This is a genomic window from Glutamicibacter sp. 0426, assembly GCF_001906485.1.
Taxonomy (GTDB): domain Bacteria; phylum Actinomycetota; class Actinomycetes; order Actinomycetales; family Micrococcaceae; genus Glutamicibacter; species Glutamicibacter nicotianae.
In genome coordinates this window covers 1-16,115 of the sequence record NZ_MPBI01000011.1, presented here as the reverse complement: position 1 = coordinate 16,115, position 16,115 = coordinate 1, and the positions used below count along the sequence as shown (strand labels likewise).

The 16,115-nt window shown below is 59.1% G+C and carries 15 protein-coding genes; 8 read left to right on the top strand and 7 right to left on the bottom strand.

The features are described 5' to 3' along the window. Window positions 1-188: 188 nt before the first annotated feature. The 7 genes from BKX98_RS16415 to BKX98_RS16380 all read right to left on the bottom strand — a co-directional run bounded on the left by BKX98_RS16415 (window position 189) and on the right by BKX98_RS16380 (window position 8,447). A complete protein-coding gene (locus tag BKX98_RS16415; RefSeq protein WP_073708052.1) occupies window positions 189-1,925 on the bottom strand; it encodes a type IV secretory system conjugative DNA transfer family protein in 1,737 nt (578 codons plus the stop codon). Next, window positions 1,925-3,556, bottom strand: coding sequence for a hypothetical protein (locus BKX98_RS16410; RefSeq protein WP_073708051.1), 1,632 nt, complete (start codon window positions 3,554-3,556; stop codon window positions 1,925-1,927). Before BKX98_RS16410 ends, BKX98_RS16415 begins: the two co-directional genes overlap by 1 nt. Then, window positions 3,556-5,067 carry an SCO6880 family protein gene (locus BKX98_RS16405; RefSeq protein WP_073708050.1) on the bottom strand — a complete coding sequence of 504 codons (1,512 nt, stop codon included), beginning with the start codon at window positions 5,065-5,067 and terminating at the stop codon, window positions 3,556-3,558. The genes BKX98_RS16410 and BKX98_RS16405 overlap by 1 nt, the downstream gene beginning before the upstream one ends. Before the next feature lie 2 nt (window positions 5,068-5,069). Beyond that, window positions 5,070-6,620, bottom strand: a complete 1,551-nt coding sequence (locus BKX98_RS17365; RefSeq protein WP_158024715.1) for a hypothetical protein — start codon at window positions 6,618-6,620, stop codon at window positions 5,070-5,072. Between the two features lie 159 nt (window positions 6,621-6,779). Then, on the bottom strand, window positions 6,780-7,499 hold the full coding sequence (locus tag BKX98_RS16930; RefSeq protein WP_143181172.1) for a hypothetical protein: 720 nt from the start codon (window positions 7,497-7,499) through the stop codon (window positions 6,780-6,782). A gap of 37 nt (window positions 7,500-7,536) precedes the next feature. Beyond that, window positions 7,537-7,818, bottom strand: coding sequence for a hypothetical protein (locus BKX98_RS16385; protein WP_073708046.1), 282 nt, complete (start codon window positions 7,816-7,818; stop codon window positions 7,537-7,539). Window positions 7,819-7,829: 11 nt separating this feature from the next. Next, the gene (locus BKX98_RS16380) at window positions 7,830-8,447 is read right to left on the bottom strand and encodes a DUF6668 family protein (RefSeq protein ID WP_143181171.1); all 618 of its coding nucleotides are present in this window, start codon (window positions 8,445-8,447) and stop codon (window positions 7,830-7,832) included. 192 nt (window positions 8,448-8,639) lie between these two features. On the opposite strand from BKX98_RS16380, the gene BKX98_RS16375 reads away from it, so the two are divergent. From BKX98_RS16375 to BKX98_RS16920, 8 genes are all read left to right on the top strand, one after another. Then, window positions 8,640-8,858, top strand: a complete 219-nt coding sequence (locus BKX98_RS16375) for a helix-turn-helix domain-containing protein (protein ID WP_013350316.1) — start codon at window positions 8,640-8,642, stop codon at window positions 8,856-8,858. A 28-nt stretch (window positions 8,859-8,886) separates the two neighbouring features. Continuing rightward, window positions 8,887-10,350, top strand: a complete 1,464-nt coding sequence (locus BKX98_RS16370) for a hypothetical protein (RefSeq protein ID WP_073708044.1) — start codon at window positions 8,887-8,889, stop codon at window positions 10,348-10,350. A gap of 12 nt (window positions 10,351-10,362) precedes the next feature. Further along, window positions 10,363-11,493: a transglycosylase SLT domain-containing protein gene (locus tag BKX98_RS16365; RefSeq protein WP_073708043.1), complete on the top strand. Its 1,131-nt coding sequence runs from the start codon at window positions 10,363-10,365 to the stop codon at window positions 11,491-11,493. Further along, a complete protein-coding gene (locus tag BKX98_RS16360) occupies window positions 11,490-12,053 on the top strand; it encodes a hypothetical protein (RefSeq protein WP_143181170.1) in 564 nt (187 codons plus the stop codon). Before BKX98_RS16365 ends, BKX98_RS16360 begins: the two co-directional genes overlap by 4 nt. 48 nt (window positions 12,054-12,101) lie before the next feature. Further along, window positions 12,102-13,583: an AAA family ATPase gene (locus BKX98_RS16355; RefSeq protein ID WP_073708041.1), complete on the top strand. Its 1,482-nt coding sequence runs from the start codon at window positions 12,102-12,104 to the stop codon at window positions 13,581-13,583. Between the two features lie 38 nt (window positions 13,584-13,621). Then, window positions 13,622-14,305: a serine protease gene (locus BKX98_RS16350; RefSeq protein ID WP_073708040.1), complete on the top strand. Its 684-nt coding sequence runs from the start codon at window positions 13,622-13,624 to the stop codon at window positions 14,303-14,305. 57 nt (window positions 14,306-14,362) lie between these two features. Beyond that, window positions 14,363-14,593 (top strand): hypothetical protein, encoded by a 231-nt coding sequence (locus BKX98_RS16925; RefSeq protein WP_073708039.1) that lies wholly within the window; start codon window positions 14,363-14,365, stop codon window positions 14,591-14,593. Window positions 14,594-14,744: 151 nt separating this feature from the next. Next, the coding region (locus BKX98_RS16920) for a hypothetical protein (RefSeq protein ID WP_198934391.1) at window positions 14,745-16,115 on the top strand (1,371 nt) is incomplete at its 3' end.

Below are 16,115 nucleotides of genomic sequence, written 5' to 3'. Positions count from 1 at the left end.
TCAGGAAAGGAATTCTCTAGCTCTAGTGGCTTGAGGATATTGGAAATGATCAAAGATCGTGTCTCAGAAACTTGACCAGCTCAAAGTCACATTTGAAGTGAATCATAGATTATATGTCTAATACTGTGCGCATCATGGAGCTTAGATGAAGAGGCTTCCCGGTGAATGTGCGCCGTATGTTTTCGGACCTATTCGTTAGGTGTTGAAGTTTTAACGTTCTCGTAGTATTCCTGCGAGAGCTTCACATCTTGCCCGTAGGGCTTTTGGGAGAAGTGCACGAGTTCCAGCAGTCCTGCCGGAATGCCTGATCCGGTGACAATGGCCCGGCCTCGCGGTAGCGCGCCAAGGTCTGAGACTTCCAGAATGGATTCACGCTGCATCGAGCTGGACACGGAGCGACCGTTGCGGCCACTGGTGCTAGACGAGCGTTTGAGCACGTCGCGGGCACCGATCAGCTTTTCCAGATACGGCAAGAACTTATCGTCAGACAAGCCAGATCCGGCAACACGGATATTCGATGCGCCCCAGAGCTTATCCATGCCGTCTTGCCCGTAGGCTTCCACGCCTTGCTTGTAGGACTGGAAGAACGTGGACACCACGATGCCGCGCGAGCCGTAGTGTGAATACACGTCGGGCAGCTCGCGCCAACGCACCACGTTCGCCGCCTCATCGAGTACGGCCATCATCGGTGTTGTTAGCCGGCCACCGGGCAGCGCGGCGGCAGTCTTTTCGGCGGAATCCATCACGGCCATCACCAATGCGGCGGTGATGGCGCGGGCCGTGCCCGCACCTTCCTTGGAAACCAGATACAAGGTATCGGTGCTCGTTGCGAATTTGCGGTGATCGAATTCAGGACGGGCAAAGTTCCCATTCGGGCGAATCCAAGGGGTGACTTCCTCGTAGGAAAGCACCGTGATCCATGGGCGCATCGTGCCATACACGCCATCACGCTGCTTGGGGGTCAGTCCTTGGATCTGCCAGAGAGCGGAGGAGAAATCCTGGTACCCGTGCTCGTCCAGCAGGTCTCGTGCGGTTTTGTCCTCGGGATCTTGCGCCCACGCGAACACGTCGGTGATCGGCCGGTTGGCAATCGCCGCAGCAAACAGGAAATGAGACAGCAGGCGCTTGCCATCCGATTCAAAGTACGCGTCGGACTTGGCACCGGCTGAGGTTTCCGAAGCAATAAACACATCGGCCAGCTTGACCGCAGTTTTCATATCGGTCACGAAGGAGAGCGGGTTCCACCACCAGGAAGGTTCTTCACCGATGATTCCCTGCACGTCGTGAACCCAGACGGTGCCCACGCGGGCGCGCGGGCCACGAGTCATGTCCACAATGTCGCGCTTGTTCGAGGTGGCCAGCACCGGCCCGCCGGTTTCCAGGATCTGCGGGACACACACGCACGAGGTCTTACCGGCACGTGGCCCCATCAACCAGATCTGCACCCATTCGTAGGAAGCAAACAAGCTAGCCTTGTTGTTTACCAGTTTGGCTAGAGGTACGCCTATACCGGCTTTTTGTGCTCCGAGGCGTTCCGCGTCGGCGCGGGCCGCTGGTTCTTCCAGGCTCTTGAAGTCCTTGGCGTGAGCCATTTCCTTGGCCAGGTGATCAATGCGGGAGCTGGTGCCCCGGCTGCGCCGCCACACCACCACGAGCATCACGATGACCGCCAGCAGGAGCAGCAGGCCGAGGGCGAACACAGCGATTTGCAGCCCGCCCACGGGCAGGTAGCCGCGTGATTGATCCATGAGGATCTGCACCGGATTATTCGATGAGTTCTCCACCGTGGGATCGAGGATCGCCCCAAGCGACCACAGCAGCACACCCATGATGCCTAAGGTGAGGATGCCGCCGCCAACCATCCATAGAGTGTCGTCGTTGGCTGGTTGGTTCTTGCGCCCTGAGCGCGGATCGGCGTTGAACATTATTTGACCATCTCCCACGCCCGGTTGGTATCAGAGATCTCGAATTCCAGATCGGTGAGTTGCGTTACGAACGGGGTACCAGGATTCTTGCCGACCTTCATGATGAAGTGCCCTGCACCAGGGCGGCGGGATGCCTTGTTGGTTTTCGGATCAACCACGGCTTCACCGGTCCAGTCGGTCATCAACGCTTTTTCCTTACTGGACAGGGCGAACACTTCTTCCAGGTTGCCCATTTCCGACGGTGCCAGCCCGCCCAGGAACACTAGCGCGGAGCGTTCCACGAACCCCCACGCGGTGGCCGTCAAGTAGTCCTTGGACAGTCTGAGGTCGTTCATGGTGTGGGTGATCATGACCTGCCCGATACCTCGCCCGCGATTCAGGCGGGTGATGGTGTCGATGAAGTGCACCATGTCATCGCTGGCGCGCAGGATGCGCCACAGCTCGTCCATGACCAGGAAGTAGGTGCGCCGCTGGCGTTTGCCCGCTGCCGCCAGGTGCTGCTCGGCAGAGACGGTGGCTGAGCCGAGGTTCCAGCACAAGGACTGTACGGCAGCGACCAACACTGAGTCGTTCTCGTTGACCCCGGAAATGTCGAACACCACCGGCACGCCGGGAGTGATATGCGCATCCGAAGGCTTGGCGAACATGTCCCCGTACGCGCCGGAAGGGCCGAGATTGATCAGTGCGTCCAGCAGCGCTTGGAGCCGCTGATCGTATTCGTGGTCATCATCGTAGGCCAGCACGTTCTGGCGCAGCACCTCAGGCCGGGAACGAATGAAATCGACCAGATCACCGATCAACGGCGCGCGACGCAGCTCGGGATCGAGTTCGTTGATCGCCACCGACAGGCAGGTGGATTCGTGCGGCTTCAAAGGCCGGCCCAGCATCATCGAGGCGATGCCTTCCATCAGGGAGCGGCGGCGGCTGATCATCTCCTGGATCGCAATGTCCCGCGCTTTTTCGTCGTCGATCTCGTTCAAGCTGGCCACCAGCGGCCCAAGATCCAAGGGGTTCAGGTGCCCCTGGCCGGGGGAGAAGGTGATGACCTGCCCGCCCAGGGCGCGGATATGCGGCACATAATCAGGGCGGGAGTCGGCCAGGATCATCGGCACCACACCCCAGGCGGAGAGCACTGCCAAAAGGCGGTGCACCAGCGAGGTCTTGCCTAGTCCTGGCTGGCCGAGGATGAACGCGGACGGGTTGGAAATGATGCCGTTGAGGAACCAGGAAATCGGGTCGCCGGTCACCAGGGTGTTGCGCAGCAGATGGCGGCCCAACGGGGCACCAATGGTCGGCAATCCGGCACCGTTGACGAAGGGCCAGAACCCGCACACTTGGACGGCTGAGCCTTGAATCTCTACCGGGTTTTCGATGTAGTTCACCGGCCCGCCGCCACGGCGGTTCCAGCCCGCATCGCCTGGGACATGCCGGGACTGGGCACCTTCGGCCAGCAGGCGGGAAAGCAAGCCTGGTTCCTTGGCTGGCTTGGGTGCTGCCTTCTTCGCAGAGCGTTCCAAACGGGCCACGTCGCGCTTGGACAGGGTGAGGCTATGGGACTCGGTGAGATGTGAGAGCGCCAGATCCTCAGGGCTAGTGTGCTGGCGTTTCTTCGAGAGTTTCAGGGGAGTCATTAGAACCACGTCTTAATCTCGTCGGGGATCATCATGTGATCAGGCACGACCATGCCTAGCGGCAAGCCTGCCTGGAACGTGACCGCTTGGTTCGCCAACGCTTCGCGCACCCGCAGCTTGGCGTGGGAGACCATGCCGGGCACGGTGCGGTCGAATTTCTTCAACTCGGCTTGATCTTTCACGCTGATGGTGATGATCAGCCCGAACCGGGTCAGCCCGGAACCCAACGCTTCTTCCTGGGCTGTTTTCTGCGCGGCGGCGAGCCTCTGGCGGGCACGCACGGACACGCGTTGCTGGGAGCCGGAGAACATCGCGTCTTTCTGCTCGTTCTCCACCACGGTGGAGGTCTGATCCGCTGGGATCGGACGGTACAGCAAGGTCACGCGCTTGCGCAGCGCGCCTTCACTCGGTGCGGTGAGACGGGCAAGTGAGTTGGACATGAACGCGCCGCGCGGGCCTTCATACATCGTCCACGACTTCGACACGGCCCGGTCGTGCCGGTAGTGATCGAACGCGTCCAACGCGAACGATGGGCCAGCGTCCTCCCAGACAAGGCCGGTGCCACCGGCAGCTTGGGCTTCTTCCACCGCTACGGCGGTGGTCGGGTCATAGGCAATGCGGGTGAAGTCGATGATTTCCTGGGCGGTGTTAGGCCGCACGGCTCCGGCCCCGGTGTTGGCCAGCCCGGAAATGATGCCGGGGAGCTTGTTGCCGATTTCCTCAGCCATTTCTTCCATGCCCCGATCCCCGGCCTTCCCATCGAGGCGGCGGCCGTCAAAGGTGAGGGTAATGCGGGCTACGACCTCAGGCGCGGTGGAGTTGTCGGTCTGCGCGATACGTTCAACGACACGCTGGGCGAATTCGGGAGCGTCCTCGCGGTGGTTATCCGCCAGCAGCTTTTGCAGACGCAGGCCCGAGTCCTGGGACGATTCGATGGTGACGGAGGCACCGCGGATTCCCTCGTCCAACCCGCGTTGGGTCAGCCAGTTCGCCCAATGCGCTACCTGGTTATCCACGTCGGCCTGGTCAATGAGGTTATCCCCGTTGGGGAAGCATTCGAGCACCACGGAGTAATTGTGGTGGCCACGGGATGAGAGGCGGATCAGGCCGAACGGGTTGCCGTAGGAATCCATGGATTCGGTCAAATGCGATTTGGCCATCAGCCCCGGCAAGCGTACCTGCCCATCGGGGGTGAAGCCGGCGGGGCCGGAAAGATAGACGTGCTTTTTGGATGCGACTTTCTGCCGCTGCGCTAGACGAAGCATGAGTCTCCCATAGATTGAACGGCCTTGCTTTTTCGTGACCAGAAGCAGCACGGCTCCCAGGATGGTGGCCAGGGCGATGATGACGGCGGCCATGATCCAGCCGCGGGCTGCGGTGACAATGACGATAAGGACAATGGGCACCAGCATGAGGCTTTGGCCCATGGACAGGCCCAGCAAGCCTGAGCGGCGCGGCACGGTCAGGTTGCCGAAGGTGTTCGGCTCGATACGCGTATCTGTGATGGCCATGATTATTCGCCGTCCTCGTCTACGAGCTTGCTGGGGTTCGCCCCGTTGGCGATGCCTTTAACGTCGCTCATTTTCTGCAGTGCCTCGTTGAGCTTGTTTGGTGCTTTTGCTCCTGAGGGGCCACCGGAAGGTGGGGTGCTTGAGCCTGGGTCTTGCCCGCCCGCGGTTTGGGATGCGTTGCCGGAATCTGAGGAAGTGGCCCCCGAAGGAGCGGGGGTAGAGCTAGAAGAAGTAGACCCGGTTCCGGTAGATCCCGCACCCGTAGATCCGGTGCTGCTGGAAGTGCCGCCGGTTGATCCGGCACCGGCAGATCCGGTGCTGCTGGAAGTGCCGCCGGTTGATCCGGCACCGGCAGATCCCGCACCCGTAGATCCGGTGCTGCTGGAAGTGCCGCCGTTTGATCCGGCACCGGCAGATCCGGTGCTGCTGGAAGTGCCGCCGGTAGATCCCGCACCCGTAGATCCGGTGCTGCTGGAAGTGCCGCCGTTTGATCCGGCACCGGCAGATCCAGTGCTGCTGGAACTGCTGCCGGTAGATCCGGCACCGGCAGATCCAGTGCCGTCACCCGAGGAAGCGCCGCCACCGCTCACAGTATCCGAAGCACTAGAACTGCCTCCCGTTGTTCCTGCGCCACTGCTGGAACTTCCAGTAACGGCGGAAGACTCAGCACCCTTCCCGGCTGCTGCCGTGGAAGCTGATGTTGAGGCTCCTTGTGTCGTTGTTGCAGCGCCCTTCCCGGCTGCTGCGGCCGCCGCGCCAGCGCCACCAGTTCCCGCGAGAACTGCGGCACCGGCCGCGAGCGTGACACCAGCGCCCAGCGCTGCACCGCCGGAGAATGCGCCCGCGCCAACACCGGCTGCGGGAACGATGAACTTGATCAACGCGGGCAACGCCAGTGCCGCCAGCAACATAATCAGCAACGCAATGAGGGTGGCATGCATCGCCTCCGGAACTGAGGGTTCTTGTCCTTCTGGGGTGCCGGTAGGGGCAAGAATGCGCAGACCCAGCGAGTAAATTCCCGCCGCCATCGGTTTGAACAACAATAGGGCGACCAGCCAGCCGTTGGCTTTACGCCAGGCTTGCCGTCCCTGCTCGGAGCCACTGGCCGCAGCCAGCACGACGATGAATACTGAGAGGATCAGGAACATCACGTCGCGAAAATACATGAACAGGAGGTTGATGATGGAACCTAGAAGCAACAGGATATACAGCAAGAAAGCGGTGCCGGGGCTTGCGATGAGGGCCGAGACGGTGGGGAGCATTTGGGTGAGGTCCACTTCGCCCCCGGTGGATCGCTGCACAATCCATTTGGAGAACTCGTCCGAAGCCGTCAACAGCACCCCGATGCCGACGGCGTAGGCGGTTGCGGCGAGAATCAGGTTCACGATTGGGGTTGCCAAACCGATCAGGCTGTTCTTCACATCTTGGGACATGACGAGCTTGATCAGTCCGAGGAAGAATCCCAGAATGGCGAACCCTGCAACGTACCAGGACATATCTTCTCGAAGGCTGATGACTGCCGCGTTGTTCACGTCTGGGCTTGGTGAGTCCATCCAGAATGTGGAGATCTGTGACATGAAGGCCACAGCACCGTCAAACATGGACTTGATGAACTCGGCAATCGCACTATCGGCAAGGTTTTTGAGGCCTTCACCAATGTTGCAGTTCACCTGCCACCATTCACAACTAGCCTGGTTCGCCACAATAATCGCCTACTTGAACTCTGTGTAAGAACTTGGATCGTTGACTTCGCTCCATGCCGGAGGGCCGGAAGTTAGATCCAATCGCCAGTCATGGTCTTTGTCGCTCCAAGCCAGGTTCACGCTCATAGCCGCATACTGCTCGCCTGCCTTAGAAAGATATTCAACAATGGCACTGTCATCACTGCTATTCATGACTCGGTATCCGAGCATCGGCGGGAAGCCCTCATTGCTCGTACTAGAACCTTGTTCTTCGAAAAGCCGTTGACGATTCATCGATTCAACGGCAGCATCAATCTCTGCACCGGCCGAGAAATCAATTACCAAGGTGAACCCCGCCAGCACCGCACCAGTAGGTGTGTGGCTGAAGCAGCGCCAGAAACCCCCGTCCATCTTCGCTGGCCCATGATCGGCATTCACTGGCAGCAGCATCCCGGCAGGGTGCCGCTTCCATTCAGTGTCCGGGGCATCGTTCGGGAACGAGCTGTCGGTACTTAGCGCAGGGCAGTCCCCGGAGGCTGGCTTGGAAGCCGAAGCCGAAGGCGAATTCGAAGGGGAGGACGGGGAAGCAGTCTCAACTGGTACCGACGGGGCCGGAGCGGGCGGAGCTGTTTCTGGTTCAGAGTTGACGCGGGGGAAGATGACTAGCCCCGCGATCACGATGACCACGATGAAGGCGAGGATACCGCCCCAGAGTTTCCAGTTTCTGCCTAATGGATCATTTTCAGCCATGAGGATCTTCTCTTTCTCTTAGACGGTTCACCGGTGCTTAGACGAAGACGTTGATGATCGTTCCCGCGCTAATGGCCAGGATGCAGACAATCAGCGAGATGACCAGTCCCTTGAACCCGTTGATTTCCCGTCCGGTGAAGGAAGCGAAGGCCAGGAAACCTGCCGAGGCGAGGAATCCGGCTACTCCGAGCACGATCACGGCCCAGGCGATCCAGTTCAGGATCGTGGTGAACCCTTCGGTTCCTGGGGGCTGTTCCGGGGTTGGGTTGGGGATGCTGGCGGCCAGATCGATACCGAATGCCAGGGTTTGCAGCAACATGTTTTGCCTCTCTATTTGGTGGGAGTGTTCAGGAGCTTGATGATTCGCTTGATGCGCCCGGGTAACCGGGCAGGATCGGGCGGGGCATCCAGCCAGGGATCCATCCATGGGATATGGGTGCCACGGGGAACCATGCGCAACAGGCGCTTGGTGGCCTTTTTGCGAGCATCGCTGGTTTTCGGTCCCGCGTCGATCAGCACTAGGGCCGAAAGTTGGGAGCCGGTCAGCTGACCATTCGCCCACGAACGGACGAACCGATCCGCAGCAGCCAATCCAGAATGATCGGTACGAGCCACCGCAATCACTGGGATAGGCCAGGCGCTGCCCGTCCAGGCGTTCTGCGAGATGGGCCAAGCCTGGCCAACCTCAGATGCGCCATCGCCCAGAAGCGATGCAAGAGTGGATGCGCCTGCACCGCCGTGAAGGCCCATGACGGCAATACCTTCAAAAGCCCCAACATCACTAACAGCCCATGCTTCGCTCGGAGCTTCAAGCATTGGCGATAGTCCAGGTTTCACTGGGCCGGTAACTAGCAAGTCATTACCCATAAGCTCATCTCGAATGTCGAAAGAGTCTTTTTGCGTCACCTGCTTCTCAGAAGGGGCAAAAGGATTCGACACGGCAGACATAGTGCGTTCTCCTTAGTAGAGTGATCAACGGAAAAGAGTTGATCTAACACTTAGTATAAACTCGCATTGAAATCAGTGTCAATAGTGTTTCCATGAAATATATGGGGAAATTCAAAGTTAACTCTTAATATGGTTAATTTTGCTAACACGCTTGACATGGATTTCATATTCATACACATTTGGAGTGTGACCATGAACGATCCAGAAGCAGTGGAGGATCTCATCGCGGACTTGCCGGAGTGGGCAACGACCGAGGAGATCGCTGACGTGATGCGCGTCAAGGCGCAGACCGTTCTGAAATGGAACCGCGAATACGGTCTCAAATCAGTGTCCATTGGGTCTCGCGTACGCCGGTACAGGAAGAAAGACGTGCGGGACTTCTTACTGAGAAGCGACGAAACAGCCGACTAACCCAAGGAAGCTACGGGTAGTGAGTTAGATGACGATCATTGATCCACAGAAAGTCCCGGCATTCCCGGTCTACACGCTAAAGATCAGCGAAGGCAGGGAGTCCTTGACTCTGGACGGTGCACAAATTCCTGTGCTTGATGGAGAAGATTTCATCGAGGCAGGGAAAAACGCGATCGTCGCCAAGCTCACCAGCCACAATCTGGGTATGGTGCGGGCACGAGCCATCGACGAATCCAGCGGGCAAGCGTGGGACATGATCATCGCTGCTACCGGGGAAGTCCTAGACCTCACCGAGCAACAAGAAGCCGAACAAGCAGCCAAGGCCCGCAAACAGCGCCGCAACAAACGGCTGATGATCGCCGGAGTGAGCACCCTAGCGGTGCTTACTCTCGGCGGTCTCGGCACCGCCGTGGTCATCGCCAACCAACCCGCCGCCACCGTCCCCGCCTACACACCGCAGGGGGTCGGGGCCACGCTGCCAGCCGCGCCGCCACCGCAGCACTCGGCCACCGCCGCGTGGAGCCACCCCACCCTCGCTGATGCTACGGTCAACATGATCAGTCCTGACCGGTTGCTCACCGTCGATCCAGAAGGCACCGTCACCGGCCGCAACCCGTCTACCGGCCAGCCGGTCTGGCGCGGGGACAAAGCCCCGGAAGACCTGGCCAGCATCCACCAGGGCACCTGGGCCGGCAAACCAGTCTATGCCGCCACAGAGCGCAACGAACTGCGCCTCTGGCCGGTAGAGATGCCCTACGACACCCCGAGCGTGGCACCAACCAGCATCGGGCTGGAACCAGGGCAAACAGCACGCACCGACACCCACACCCCCTACATCGAACTGGGAGACTGGTATATCCGTGTCCCCGATACGGCTGGCACGCTGCATGATGTGATGATCCCACCCGGATCGACCGTGCTGGACGTGGCCGCCGATGGAACCATCACCACGATCAGCGCCACCAGAATCTACACCCTGGATAACACCGGGAAGATCCTAGAAGAGAAGAACTTCACCGCGCCAGACGGGGCCACAAAATACCCGGTACGAGTGTGGCTGCTCGATGACACCCACGCCCTGCTGGCATGGGATGACACCGAACGCATCATGGGAGTGCTGAACACCAGCACCGGTTCAATGCTGTTCTCCGGCACACCACGGGCAATCCCCACCGCCACCGAACCCCTTCTGGTGGACAAGGAAGCGAAAACCGCAGCTATCGGAAGCGTGGGAATCAGCTACAGCGACCAGGCAGCACTCATAGACCTTCCTACAGCTGACCTGTCAGCAATCCACGGAAACCTGATCTACGCGAACAGCAACAACGGGCCAGTCACCCTGGATCTGGACAACCCCGAAGCCGAGCCGAAGACGTGGGCGAACTACCGAACCGAAGATCCATCCCCGGCACTGGTCACCGATGACGCGGTGTATTTGGTGGCAACCCAGTTGGAGAACACCACCGTCTATCGATCCAACCGCGAACAGTAGGGAGGTCTGGTCATGGAAGAACAGGGTGGCGGAGCCAAAATCATCCTGGCAGTCCTCGGTGTCCTTCTCCTTCTGGTCATCACCCCGATCATCCTGTTCATGGGTGGCGAAGGCAGCGAAGAACCCGATCCCAATGCCCCTTGTGTCATTGAAGGAACCCCCATCGGCAAGGGCAACGACGGAGAATCGACGGTGAAAATTCCCGCACAATACCGGGAAGCTGTGGAGAAGTCCGCCGATACTGCTGGGCTGCCCGTAGGGATCATCGCCGCGCAAATCCAACAAGAATCCGGCTGGAACCCCAAAGCCGTCTCCCCAGTGGGAGCACGCGGCATTGCCCAGTTCATGCCCGGTACCTGGGAGGAATGGGGCAACGGTAAAGACCCGTTCGATCCGTTCGCTGGCCTCGATGCCCAAGGCCGCTACATGAAACATCTCGCCGGACAAATCGCGGATCTGGCCAGCAACGAGAAAGAAAAGATCCAATTCACCCTGGCCGCCTACAACGCCGGAGCGGGCAACGTCCAGAAATACGGGGGTATCCCGCCCTTCGAGGAAACCCGTCACTACGTGGAAGTCATCATGGGCAACGCCCAGATGGACTATTCCTCAACCTGCGAAGCGCCCGGTGGCTTCGACTTCGGGGAGCTGCAAGCCGATGAATGGGCACACCCCATGCCCAATTCACGCATGACCTCGCCATTCGGGCCGCGCGCGTGCCCGCTGGCCAGCTGTGCTGGCATGCCGTTCCTCTTGAAGCACGAAGGCATCGACCTGGCCGGATCAGACCCCTACTTCTACGCTCCCACAGACATGAAGATCACCTATGCCAGCATCGGGAACATCGACAAGCTTTACGGCTCCTATGGCAACTATATTTTCGCGCAGATGACCGAAGCCCCTTACCTGGTGTTCGAGTTCCACGAAGCACAAGACAACTCCCTGCTGGTGAAAACCGGAGACGTGGTGAAGAAGGGAACCCCGCTGGGCAAGCCAGGAGCTACCGGCAATTCCAGTGGAATCCATGTGCACTTCCAGATCAACAACCCGAAAACCAGTGTGTTTGACCGGCCAGCGATCAATAACGGCAAAACTTATGACCCGGTACCGATCCTTAGACAGCAAAAGGTGAACATCCAATGAAACACCCCAAAATCCTTACCCTGGCCCTGGCGGCAGGACTCGTCACAGGAGTGGCCGGATGCACCCCCGCCAGCACCGAGAACGAACCAAGCAGCATTCCGAGCGTTGCCCCGACCACGGCCACCCCCACCGCGCCAGCGCCCAGTACCAGCCATGAGCACGGGGATGCCGTGGATGATCCAGCCAAAATCGAATTGGCGAAGCAAGCGGCCACGATCATGACCACCTGGGACCCGAACAAGGACTTCAACCGAACCGCGGCAGAAATGCGCGCCAAAAAGCTCATGACCAGCGAACGGGCCAAAGAAGTCATTGCCCCGGAGCGGCCCGCTACCGGCGTTGAATGGCTGACCGCCGCAGAGAAGAAAGCGACCAGCAAGCCCACGGTGAAACTCATGACCGAGCACCACGAGCAGGACACTGTTGCGATCACCGCCACCTGGCAATGGGTCACCAAGGACGGGGAATCCTGGGCAGGGGAAGGGAAGCAGACGTTTTACTTCACCTTCACCGACACCGAACCGTACAAGATCCGCGACTACGTTTCATCTATCCAATAAAAGCCCTTACGGCGCAGCCGATTTCCTCTTGAAGAAAGCGAGCACACCATGAGCACCACCGAAGAACTCATTAAGGCGACCGTCAACGCAGACGGCAGCGCAACCGTGATCATTGAGGGGAAAACCCACGAATTCACGGCAGATAATGAAGCCGCTGCACGAGCACAAACCGTTGAACTGGTCAGCTCCCATGCAAAGAATGAAGGCAGCGTCGTACGCGCCGTCATGCACGATTCCCAAGGCTCTTGGCCTGTGAAAGTCCACCCGAATGGCACCGTGGAGCCTGACACGACGAACCCACCGCAGCGCCGAGAGAAACCAGCTCGCCGCCGCGCTGATAGCCCAGTAACCCATGTGGCCACCACTGAACCAGCAGACATTGACCAAGCGGCCGCACAAGACACTGAGGAAACACCAGAACAGCCAGTGTCCGAGGCACCGGCCTCAACGGAACCTACCGTCGAAGGGGAAGAACCAGCAATGGAAACCGTGCAAGCAAAAGCACCCCAAGGACAAACCACGCCGCCGCCAGCGACGGCAGCTAAAGCTCCCCAGGATAACCCCTTCGCAAAGAAGTCTCCTACCCAGGACAGCGCCCCGGCAACGCGCCGCGAAGCGCGGCAAAGCTTCCTAACCCAGGAACAAGTCGAAGAACCAGCCACCAAAGGCTGGCGCGGCACCATGACCCGCATGGGCATCCGTATGGCCCCGAGCGAGGACGAACGCGCCGAACGTGCAGATGTGCAGGCCGTGAGCCAGCACTGGCCAGGCCCACGCACCATCGCCATTGTGAACGGCAAAGGAGGGGCAGGGAAAACCCCCACCACCGTCCTGCTCAGTGCGATCTTCGCCCGTTACGGCGGGGCAGGTGTACTGGCTTGGGACAACAACCAAACCCGAGGCACCCTGGGCTGGCGCACCGAGCAAGGCCCGCACGAGGCGACCTTGTTGGAGCTGCTACCTGAATCAGAAAAGCTCCTGGGCACCGGGGCACAATCCGCAGATCTGGCCCATTTTGTGCACCACCAGACCCGAGACCGGTTCGACGTGCTGCGTTCGAAGCCAATGGAATTGGCCAGCGCACAGCGCGTGGATGCCGAAGACGTGGACGCAATTCACCGCGTGGCCTCGAAGTACTACCGGCTGATCTTCATTGACTCAGGAAACGACGAGTCAGATCCGATGTGGCGGCGCATGATCGACCACACTGATCAGCTTGTCGTGGCCACCACCACCCGTGATGACCACGCCGAAGCCGGAGCCCTGCTGCTGGAAGCACTCGCGCAGCAAAACGACAAGGCTCACGCCCTGGCACAAAACGCCGTAGCAGTGGTGACCCAAGCAGATTCCAAAGCCACCGCAGCCGACGTGAAGCGCGTGGCCGATGGATATAAAACCTTGGCCCGCGACGTAGCGACCATCCCATTTGATCCAGCCATTGTTGACGGAATTCTTCGCTACGATGCGCTACGTCCCAGCACGCAACGCGCGTGGTTGGCCGCCGGGGCCGCTGTAGCACGAGGTTTATGAAGCTGTGTGGTTTCCTATATTGAAAGGTTCGTGCGCGAATGGAATATGAAAATCTAGTTGTGCCTCTTATGGCTTTTCCCAGTGGTGAGAACAAGGAACCATTAGGAGGTTCTGGTTTTCTGGTCACTTGCAACGGTGAAAAATATCTGGTGACTGCTGCGCATCTCGCAAATCACCAGTTGGCCCCGAGCTCGGACTGGTCACTGTGGTCAAATGAACTAATTTTGGTAGACCAATCTATAAGGCCTGTTGAGATTTACCAGCTTTTCTACGAAGGCCACAAGGGAAAACGTGTACCGCGTTTTAAGTATTATCTTCGTGAAGACAGGGAAAATTCGATTGCCGATTTAATCCTGGTACCTGTCGAAAATTCAAGTGTAATTGCGCGTACTTACGAGTCTTTCGACTTAGACCAGGAGATGGGCAGCTATGAACCAGATATTGAAGTATTAATGCTCGGGAGACCAACAGAGGGATTTCCAGCGCTCAGTGTAGTCTCACATACGACTAAGGACGCGCATGGGCCACTTCGATTTATGGCCCCGGATGCAGCTGAAGGGAACTCAGGAGGACCCGCCATTAGCTTGTCGGGCGAGTTGCTCGGCATGAATGTCGGATCTCATGTGCAGCGACCAAACGAGGCAATGCTTATGTCGCCCGAATCAATCCGCTCCTTGACCCAGGCTCAGAGGGGCAAGGCGGATGAATGGCCGAAATTTTGATGTTGTGAATGCGTGTCGCATCTTCCTTAAGGTTACCGATAACCCTAGAGTGTTTGTATGACTATCAAACGACGGCCTCGTGGAACTCTCCACGAACCCACACCTATTGGGTGGAAGGTCGAGAAAGCAAGCAAAGATCGTTTTGCTGAGCTTGCTGAAAAATCGGGGTATACCAGTGCCGCGTTTTTTGACCTCATGGTGAAAACGGTCGAACTTGATAGCAGGGGGATTCCAACGTGGGTTCCTGCCGAAATCGAAAAGGACCAGTTGCCTATCGATAAGCCTTAAAAGGAAAAGTCCGCACAATGCGCGGACTCACCTAAGAATTCGAATCTGATCTGCACTACTCGCCAAAGTCTTCGCAGACCAGATTGACCAGAAGCTTCCGGTTACCAGCCGGACGCTCCCTTCAGTACATTCCAAAACCAGAAATGCCTATATGTCTATAGTAGCGCCTCCACGCACCCAATCAAGCACCAGCAGCCCGGAAACGGGACTGCAAGACGCGATACAAGCCACAACAACGCGTCATTGCACCCGCCCGGCAGACGGCCGCGTAGCTGCAATCCTGGCCCACACAGCCAAAGGACACCGCCCATTCGTCAAAGCAGAACCCCCCCAAACCTTCAGCGCCAAGGGGAAAAGCCAGTTCAACGCGGCCAAAGAAGCCCTCGCCACCAAACACGCCCACACCCCCGCACCCCTGCACATCAAGCGTGTCTCACGCGCCCAGGAAACCTCCCCCCGCGCGATTGCCTGGGCCATCCCCCACGGCAGCAAGAAAATCGACCACACCGCCCAAGCCTGGCGAGCCACACGATCACTCGACGAGCTGCTATGCCGCCGAGCGGACTGCAAACGCAACATCCTCGCCGTGCTCTGGGTACTCCTCCGCTACACCGACCACGCGAGCATGACGGTACGCATCACCTGGGACACCATCGCTTCTAAAGCACGCGTATCCCGCGCCACCGTAGGCAACGCACTGAAATTCCTCCGCACCCACGGCATCCTCGGCATCGTCGCATCAGGCCGCAGCGCCGAATACGCCGCCAAAGCTGGCCAGCAAGCACAAAACGAAGCCCCCGTCTACGTCATCTGCCGCCCCATCGGCCTCGGACTACGCCCCCAGGACGCCGAAGACACCACCACAACCCGCCCAACCCCCAACCACATGGCCTGTGGAAATAACTTAGAACCCCTCCCCGTAGGGGGGTTAACCACTTACGAAGTAAGTTCCTACACGCGCACGCGCGAGAAAAACACTAAAAATGAGCCGCTACGCGGCACTGAAAACCTTTTTGGGCACGGCTCCGCCGTGCGAACTCACCACAGCGATCAACGACCAGTAGAACTATGGCCAGCTCACAGAACGATCAGCTCTAGAGGACAGGGGCTATCGGCTGCCGCTGAAATCTTGCGTCGGATGCCAGATTTTGCCCGTTTTTCCAAGAAAAACGTGCTCAACATGTTCAAGCCCTTCTTCTCCAGCGGATGGACAATCTCAGATATCCAACACGCCCTCGAATGGCGCACCACCCCAGGCCTGCACGGCAAGGAAGCCTGGGGAGCACTCCCCCAGCACAACCGTGAAACTCAGTCCTACATCGACTACTGCCGGATCTTGCGCGCAGCGATCCTGCACCGCATGAACCAATGGCGCACCCCCACCGGAGAAATCATGCTCAGCCGATCCCAGCGAGCAGCAGCCGCCAGCAGCCACGCGCGCGCTGCCGCGCGTGCCGCCGCCGAACGCCGCGCCCAGCAAGCCGCGCAGCGCCCGCAACTGCGCACCACGGCCTCCCGAGGT

Excerpts from the sequence above, each read along its gene's own strand:
- BKX98_RS16415 (WP_073708052.1), bottom strand. The coding sequence starts at position 1,925 with ATGTTCAACGCCGATCCGCGCTCAGGGCGCAAGAACCAACCAGCCAAC.
- BKX98_RS16410 (WP_073708051.1), bottom strand. The coding sequence starts at position 3,556 with ATGACTCCCCTGAAACTCTCGAAGAAACGCCAGCACACTAGCCCTGAG.
- BKX98_RS16405 (WP_073708050.1), bottom strand. The coding sequence starts at position 5,067 with ATGGCCATCACAGATACGCGTATCGAGCCGAACACCTTCGGCAACCTG.
- BKX98_RS17365 (WP_158024715.1), bottom strand. The coding sequence starts at position 6,620 with ATGGACTCACCAAGCCCAGACGTGAACAACGCGGCAGTCATCAGCCTT.
- BKX98_RS16930 (WP_143181172.1), bottom strand. The coding sequence starts at position 7,499 with ATGGCTGAAAATGATCCATTAGGCAGAAACTGGAAACTCTGGGGCGGT.
- BKX98_RS16385 (WP_073708046.1), bottom strand. The coding sequence starts at position 7,818 with ATGTTGCTGCAAACCCTGGCATTCGGTATCGATCTGGCCGCCAGCATC.
- BKX98_RS16380 (WP_143181171.1), bottom strand. The coding sequence starts at position 8,447 with ATGTCTGCCGTGTCGAATCCTTTTGCCCCTTCTGAGAAGCAGGTGACG.
- BKX98_RS16375 (WP_013350316.1), top strand. The coding sequence starts at position 8,640 with ATGAACGATCCAGAAGCAGTGGAGGATCTCATCGCGGACTTGCCGGAG.
- BKX98_RS16370 (WP_073708044.1), top strand. The coding sequence starts at position 8,887 with ATGACGATCATTGATCCACAGAAAGTCCCGGCATTCCCGGTCTACACG.
- BKX98_RS16365 (WP_073708043.1), top strand. The coding sequence starts at position 10,363 with ATGGAAGAACAGGGTGGCGGAGCCAAAATCATCCTGGCAGTCCTCGGT.
- BKX98_RS16360 (WP_143181170.1), top strand. The coding sequence starts at position 11,490 with ATGAAACACCCCAAAATCCTTACCCTGGCCCTGGCGGCAGGACTCGTC.
- BKX98_RS16355 (WP_073708041.1), top strand. The coding sequence starts at position 12,102 with ATGAGCACCACCGAAGAACTCATTAAGGCGACCGTCAACGCAGACGGC.
- BKX98_RS16350 (WP_073708040.1), top strand. The coding sequence starts at position 13,622 with ATGGAATATGAAAATCTAGTTGTGCCTCTTATGGCTTTTCCCAGTGGT.
- BKX98_RS16925 (WP_073708039.1), top strand. The coding sequence starts at position 14,363 with ATGACTATCAAACGACGGCCTCGTGGAACTCTCCACGAACCCACACCT.